Consider the following 7,106-nt stretch of genomic DNA (forward strand, 5'->3'; position numbering starts at 1 on the left):
CCCGTCCACCCCCGGCATCTGGCAGTCGAGGAGCACGGCGTCGGGCCGCCCCCGGCTCCAGGCCGCGAGGGCGGCTTCCCCGTCGGCGGCCTCCTCCACCCGGCACCCCAGGGTCTCCAGAAACGCCCGGGCGAGGCTCCGATTCAGGGGATTGTCCTCGGCCACCAGCACCCGAAGCCCCCGCAGATCGGCCGGAGGCCCCGCCTCGGCCGGGGGCAGCGGCAGATCCACCCGGAACCGGGCCCCGCCCTCCGCGCCGTCGGCCACGGCCACGGTGCCCCCCATGAGCCCGGCAAGGCTCCGGCAGATCGGGAGCCCGAGCCCGGCGCCCGGGTGGTGCCGGCGGTCGAGGGCTTCCCCCTGCTCGAACGCCCGGAACACCCGCTCCCGGTCGGCGGCCGGGATGCCCGGGCCGGTGTCCTCCACCTCGAACCGCACCCCGCCCTCCGGGCCGGCCCCGGAGCGGACCGCCACCCAGCCCCGCTCCGTGAACTTGATCGCGTTGTCGAGGAGGTTCCACAGGATCTGGCGCACCCGGATCGGGTCGCCGAGAACCTCAGGGCCGGCCCCGGCCTCTACCCGAAGGAGGAGTCCCTTGGCCTCGGCCCTCGCCCGAAACGCCTCGGCCACCTCCCGCACCACGCCGGCCGGGGAGAACGGCCGGGCCTCCAGCCGCACGTCACCCGCCTCGATCCGGCCGACGTCCAGAAGGTCTTCCACAAGGGCCCGGAGGGCCCGTCCGGCGTCCCGGATCCTCTCGAGCCGCGGCCGCGGATCACCCCCCTCCCCCCGCAGGGCGAGGTCGGCCTCCCCGAGGATCGTCGTCAGCGGGGTGCGCAGCTCGTGGCTCACCAGGGCCAGGAACCGGCTCTTGGCCCGGCTCGCCTTCTCGGCGGCCTCCTTCGCTTCCCGCAGCTCCCGGGTGCGCTCCCGGACCCGATCCTCCAGGTGGTCCCGGTGCCGGCGGAGCTCCGCCTCGCGGATCTCGACGGCCTCCAGCAGGTGGTTGAGGCCCCGGGCGAGAACGCCCACCTCGTCCCGGCCGTCGTCCTTCGCCCGCACGGCGTAGTCGCCCTCCCGGGCGGCCCGCTCCGCCACCGCCGCCAGCCTCCGGATCCGGTCGGCCACGACCACCCGAAGGAGCCAGGCCGCCCCGACCGCCGCGGCGGCGGCCACCAGGAGCGCCGCGGCGGCGACGGCGCCGTACCGGCCGAGCCTCTGGTGGAGCGTCGCGAGGCCGGACCGCACCCAGAGCGCCCCGACCACCTCCCCTTCGAGCCGGACCGGGCGGGTCAGGGAGAACCCCTCCCCCTCCCAGCCCAGCCCCGGTTCCGGCGGCTCCGCCGGCAGCCCCGGGCCCCAGGCCGCGAACACCTCCCCCCGGGCGTTCCACAGGACCGCGCCGGTCACGTCGGGCACGGCCCGCAGCGCGTCGAGGCCCTGCCGGGCCACCGCTCGGTCGTCGAAGGCGAGGGCCGGGGCCACGTGGTAGGCCACCACGGCGGCCACCCCCTCCACCGCGGCCGCCGCCTGCTCCCGGGCGGCCCGGGTCTCCCAGGCCACGAGCGCGGCCGTGGCGAGCGCGGTCACCCACAGCCCGCCCCCCACCATGAGCACGGCCACCTTCCGCCCCAGGGGCGCGTCCCGGAGCCACCGGGTCACGGGAGCACCTCCTCGGCCAGCCGCAACAGCCGGGCGTCGAACCGGAGGCCCGCCTGCCCGGCCCGGCCCCGGTGGATCCGGAACCGGAGCCTCCCGTCCCGCTCCACGAGCTCGATCATGCCCCCTCGGTCCGCGAACCCCGGGATGTCGCTCACCGTGAGAACGCCGTCGTCGAGGGCCCCGAGCACCTCGGGGAGGCGGGCGGCCTCGCTCCGGGCCACGAACACCACCGGGCACCGGCAGGGGGTTCGCCCGCACCTCCGGACCCCGACCCGGAGGCCGTGGACCCGTTTGCCCTCGAGGAGGTCGAGCTCGGGGCCGAAGGGGTCGTCGCCCACCACGCACACCTCGAACCCCTCGGCCGGGGCGGCGCGCTCCCAGGTGGTGAGCTGGGCGAAATGGTAGAGGAACGCGGCCTTCACCCGGTACTCGGGCTCGGCCGCCCCGGCCGCGGCCGCCCACAGGACGGCCCAGAGAATCACCCACCCCTGGAAACGCGCCATCCCGTCGCCCTAAAACCTCGCCCGCACCGCGGCGTAGACCGACCGCTCCGGCTCCGAGGTCTCGAGCCGGAGGAAGTCCTCCCGGGGGAACTCCGGGTGGGAGGGTTCCAGGAGGTCGCGGCCCACGATCTCGAGCTCGAGCCCCGGCGCGGGCTCCCAGGCGAGCCGGGCGTCGAGGCCCCAGTAGGACGGGATGTCCCGGCGCTCCAGGCTCCCCACGTACCGGAGCCCCAGGTCCAGGCGCCACCCCGCGGGAAGGTCCGCAAACGAGCGCAGGTCCACCTGATGGCGCGGCGTCTTTCCCTCCTCGAACTCGGCCGAGAAGTCGCTGGAACCGTTGGGGTCGATGTCGAGCAGGAACCAGGTGTAGGCGGCCCGCAGCCGCCAGGCCCGGCACGCCCGCCACTCGGCCTCGGCCTCGAACCCCTTGGCCACGGCGTCGGCCCGGTTGGCCGGGCCGCCCGTCCCCATGAGCCAACCCGGATGGAGGGGGTCGGGCGCGATCACCTGGGGCTCGATGGTCCGAAGGTCCCGGTACCGGCTCAGAAACGCGGCCACATCCGTGGAGAGCGCCTCGGACCACCGGGCCCGGTACCCCGCCTGCCAGGAGACCACGGTCTCGCTCCCGAACCCGTCGTCCCCGCGGAACTCGGGCCTGAGAATCGCCGGAAGGGGGTTCGCCGGGTTCCCGGCCCCCAGCACGTACCCGGCCATCACCGCGTCGGCCTCGGCCCGGCTCGGGGTCCGCACGGCCCGGGACACGGCGGCCCACAGCGTGTGGCCGGCCGCGGGCCGCCACAGGATGCGGGCGTCCGGCTGCCACTCCGGGCCGGTGTAGCTGTTGTGCTCGGCCCGTACCCCCAGGATGAGGTGGAACCGGTCGGGCACGAGCGCGATCTCGTCCTGGACGAAGGCGCTCCAGAGCCGGTCGGTCCGGCGGTCGGGCTCGAACCGGATCGCCCGGGTGCCGTCGATCCGGTCCCGCGAGAGCCGCACCCCGCCCCCCCAGACCACGTCGTTTCGGGTCCCCAGGGAGAACCGGTGCTGGAGGTCCAGGTCCCACACCTCCCGCTCCTCCCGGCCGATGGGCTCGTCCCGGGAGGTGCGGTCGTAGTAGGCCCGTGCCTCCACCCGGCCCCAGGCCCCGTCCTCCCGGCTCCACCGGCCCCGGAGGTGACCGCCCCACAGCCGGCCGTCGTCGGCCCAGGTTGCCACGGCGTCGGGGTCGGGGGTCGGCACGGTGTAGACGAGCCCCGACCGCCCCCGGTAGATCTCCCCCTCCAGGGTCCAGGCCCGGCCGTCCCCCTCGTCGTCCAGGCGGAAGCCCCCCCGGACCTGGCTCCAGTCGTCCGGGGCCTGCCCCCCGGAGGGGTCGGCCGCCCCGTCCCGGTCGAACCCCTTGGCCCAGATCCGGGCCCACGGCCCGCCGCCCAACCGGCCGCCGTAGCGCACGGCCCCGAACCCCCGCTCCTCGTCGCCGCCCCCGACCTCCAGGTACCCCCCCCGGGTGGCGGCGGCCGACTTGGTGATCACGTGGATCACGCCGTTCACCGCGTTCGCGCCCCAGAGGGCCGCGCCCGGGCCCCGGATCACCTCGATCCGGTCCACGTCCTCCAGGAGCACGTCCTGGGCGTCCCAGAACACCCCGGAAAAGAGCGGCGAGTACACGGTGCGGCCGTCGATCATGACCAGAAGCTTGTTGGCCCACCGGCCGTCGAACCCCCGGACCGACACGGCCCAGGTGTTGGCGGTGAGCCGCCCCACGTGGAGCCCGGGCACCATCCGCAGGACCTCGGGCAGGGTCGTGGCCCCCGAACGCCGGATCTCCTCCGCGGTGATCACCGTGACCGGCCCCGCCGTCTCGGCCAGGCTCTGGGGCTTCCGGGCCGCCGAGGTGATCCGGATCTCCATAAGGGCCTCGAGCGGAAGCGCCGTGAGATCGCGGGCCCCGGCCGGGACGGCGAATCCGAGGGTCAGCAACAGGGCGAGGGCGGCCCCCCGCACGCGGGCGCGCCGGGGCCTAGTGAGGCGTTCCCGAAATCCGGTAGTTTTTCCACGGGGTGGGGGTGGGGCTGGGGCGCCTCCTTCGCTGAACGGCCTCGCAGGGGCCGCCTCGGCGCGGTCCGCTGCAGCGCGTGAGGGCACGCGCCGCGGCCGCTCCCCTGGCGCCGGGCGGCCCGAACTGCTCGGCCGTCGCGCTTCGTCGGCCCCCCAGCCCCACCGCCGCAATGTGCACGCTTTTTTGTGAGACGGACCACTAGGGTGCGGTCCTTCGGCCATGGGACCTCCGCCGGGCTGGGGTTTCGGGATCGTACCCTGTTTTCGACCGAGAGTTCCCGTGCTTTTACCCCATCCGGCGGGGGGGAAACAACCGGGCCCCTTGGCCCGCCCCGAACCGGCCCGTAGAATGGCGCGTCCGCCCCTCCCGGGGAACTTCGGCTAGGCGGCTGGGCTGCTCGGCGGCTAGACGGCTAAGGACATGCGGGATTCCGGCGCCATCGCGCCGGCGAAGCCGTGGGAGCGGCTGCCGTATCGGGGGTCAAAGTCAGAGGTCAGGGAACCCTCTGTCGTCTGTCCTCTGGCCCCTGGCACGGTCTCCGGTCCCGTGGCCCGGGCTGGGGAGACATCCCGTCCGACCGGGGGTGGAAAATCATTGTTCCTGCGCGCGGGCCGCCTCGCGGCCTGCCGGAGCTGGAAACCGGAGGAGTCATGGAACCCGAGTGGCAGCGCATCGAGGTCGGCGGCCGCGAGATCGTGCTCCTGGGCACGGCCCACGTGTCGCGCCGGAGCGTCGAGGCCGTGGAGCGGGCCCTGGAGGAGATACGGCCGGACCGGGTCTGCGTGGAGCTCGACCCCGACCGGCTCCGGGCCCTGCGGGATCCGGACCGCTGGCGCCGGCTCGACCTGGTCAAGGCCCTGCGGGCCGGCCAGGGTCCCCTGCTCCTGGCGAACCTCGCCCTGGCCGCGTTCCAGCGACGCCTGGGTTTCGGCACCGACGTGCGGCCCGGGGCGGAGCTCCTGGCGGCCGTGGAGGGGGCCGAGGCCCGGGGGATCCCGGTGGACCTCGTGGACCGGCCGATCCGGCTCACCCTGCTCCGGGCCTGGCGCCGCACCGGGTTCTGGCGGCGGTTCCGGATCGCGGGGGCGCTCCTGGCGAGCGCCTTCGAGGACGGGGGGGTGGACGAGGAAGACCTGGCGCGCCTCCGGCGGGCCGACACCCTCTCGGCCCTCCTGGAGGAGATGGCCCAGGCGGCGCCCGAGGCCAAGGCCGTGCTGGTGGACGAGCGCGACCGGTACATGGCCGCCAAGATCCTGGCCTCCGGCGGCACCCGGGTGCTCGCCGTGGTGGGGGCGGCCCACGTGCCGGGGATCGCCCGGTGGCTCACCTCGGCCGAGGACCCGGGCGATCCGGCCGCGCTGGAGGAACTCCCGCCCCGGGGGCCCGTGTCCCGGGCGCTCCCCTGGATCCTTCCGGCGATCGTGGTGGCCCTGTTTCTGGCGGGGTTCGCCGCCGGCGACACGAAGGCCCTCCGGGAGGCGGCCTGGGCCTGGGTCCTGGCGAACGGCCTTTTGGCCGCGGCCGGGGCCGCGGCCGCCCTGGGCCACCCCCTGACCGTGGCCTCGGCCTTCGTGGCCGCGCCCCTGACCTCGCTCAACCCCACGATGGGCGCCGGCATGGTCACGGGCGTCGTCCAGGCCTGGGCCGGGCGGCCCCGGGTCCGGGACCTCGAGGGGCTCCTGGACGATCTCTCCCACTGGAAGGGCTGGTGGACGAACCGGGTGGCCCGGGTGCTCCTGGTGTTCCTGTTCTCCAACCTGGGCAGCGCCCTGGGCACCTTCGTGGCGTTCGGGTGGCTCAAGAACCTGGTGGGGTGAGGGAAGACGGGAACCCGCCCGGCCGCCGGATCACGATGCGGTCGGCCAGGGTGTCGAAGAAGTGGTACCCCGAGCCGCCCGCGGCCAGGACGTCGAGGAGCTCGTCGGCCCTGCGGACCCACACGCCGCCCACCACCCGCACCCCCCGGGCGAAAAGGGGGTCGGGAACCATGCTGGCCGTGGGGCCCATGACCGCGATCTCGGCCCCCCGCTTAGCGGCGGCCAGGATCGCCTCCAGGGTGTGGTTCACCAGGGTCACCCCGGTGACGACCAACACGTCCGCCCGGCCGAGCACCGCCCCCGCCTCGGCCGCCGGCACATAATGGGGCAGTTCGTCGGGCTTCAGGGTGCGCGGGTCCTGCTCCACGACCCACCAGGTGCCGCCCCGCTCCTTGAGGCGCCGGAGCACGGGGACGAAGGCGCCCACCACGGCCACGGAGGCCTCGGGCGGCATGGGGATCGCGTCCTGGGCGTCCCTCCCGGTTTCGATCTCGTACGGGAGGTCGGCCGCCCGGGCCCACCAACTCGCGCTCAGGGCGTTCAGGCAGGCGATCGCCACGGCCGTTTTGATCGGCTCCCGGGACTCCAGGGCCTCGAGCATCTCCCAGACCCCCATGCCCCGGACCCGCACCGGGTCGAAGGTGCGGCCGGCCGATGTGGGGCAGCACACCGCCTGGGGAATGTCCTTGACCGGGGTGTAGCACACGCCGCCGGAGCCGTCCGAGAGCCGCACCCCGGTGAAGAAGAGCCCCACGACCACCCGGTCCACCCGGAGGTCCCGGCCGACCGGGCCCAACCGTTCCGCCAGGAGGGATCTCGCTTCCGCCAGGACGCCCATGGGACCTCCTCTGATGCGCCCCGCCGCGCCGTTCCCCATCCGTCGACCCGCGGGGCCCTGGTTCCGGATCAGTGCCGGTACAGCCTCAGCCGCTCGTGGAAGGGGCTCGTGGGGGGGATGTGGTGGAGCAGGAACTCCATCTGGTCGGCCAGCACCCGGCGGCCCTGGAGATAGATGTACTCGGCGTGGCTGGGGGTGAAGGGCACCGCGAGGAGCTGCATGCCGGC

5 protein-coding genes and 1 pseudogene are annotated in these 7,106 nt (G+C 75.0%); 1 reads left to right on the plus strand and 5 read right to left on the minus strand.

The genetic code is table 11. The features are described 5' to 3' along the window. From ACY0I8_RS14730 to ACY0I8_RS14740, 3 genes are all read right to left on the minus strand, one after another. Positions 1-1,662: ATP-binding protein (locus tag ACY0I8_RS14730; protein WP_461395348.1), on the minus strand; the 1,662-nt coding region annotated here is incomplete at its 3' end. Continuing rightward, the gene (locus tag ACY0I8_RS14735) at positions 1,659-2,165 is read right to left on the minus strand and encodes a YfiR family protein (protein ID WP_461395349.1); all 507 of its coding nucleotides are present in this window, start codon (positions 2,163-2,165) and stop codon (positions 1,659-1,661) included. The genes ACY0I8_RS14735 and ACY0I8_RS14730, both read right to left, overlap by 4 nt. Positions 2,166-2,174: 9 nt before the next feature. Further along, positions 2,175-4,169 (minus strand): TonB-dependent receptor plug domain-containing protein, encoded by a 1,995-nt coding sequence (locus tag ACY0I8_RS14740; RefSeq protein WP_461395350.1) that lies wholly within the window; start codon positions 4,167-4,169, stop codon positions 2,175-2,177. 705 nt (positions 4,170-4,874) lie between these two features. Here ACY0I8_RS14740 and ACY0I8_RS14745 point away from each other — a divergent pair. Further along, entirely contained in the window at positions 4,875-6,041 is a 1,167-nt protein-coding gene (locus tag ACY0I8_RS14745) for a TraB/GumN family protein (protein WP_461395351.1), read from the plus strand. On the opposite strand, the gene ACY0I8_RS14750 is transcribed toward ACY0I8_RS14745, so the two are convergent. Then, entirely contained in the window at positions 6,022-6,879 is an 858-nt protein-coding gene (locus tag ACY0I8_RS14750; protein ID WP_461395352.1) for a Rossmann-like domain-containing protein, read from the minus strand. The two genes, ACY0I8_RS14745 and ACY0I8_RS14750, sit on opposite strands and share 20 nt — an antisense overlap. Before the next feature lie 68 nt (positions 6,880-6,947). Then, positions 6,948-7,106: pseudogene (locus ACY0I8_RS14755) on the minus strand (HNH endonuclease); the annotation flags it as partial.

Source organism: Deferrisoma sp., from assembly GCF_054681715.1.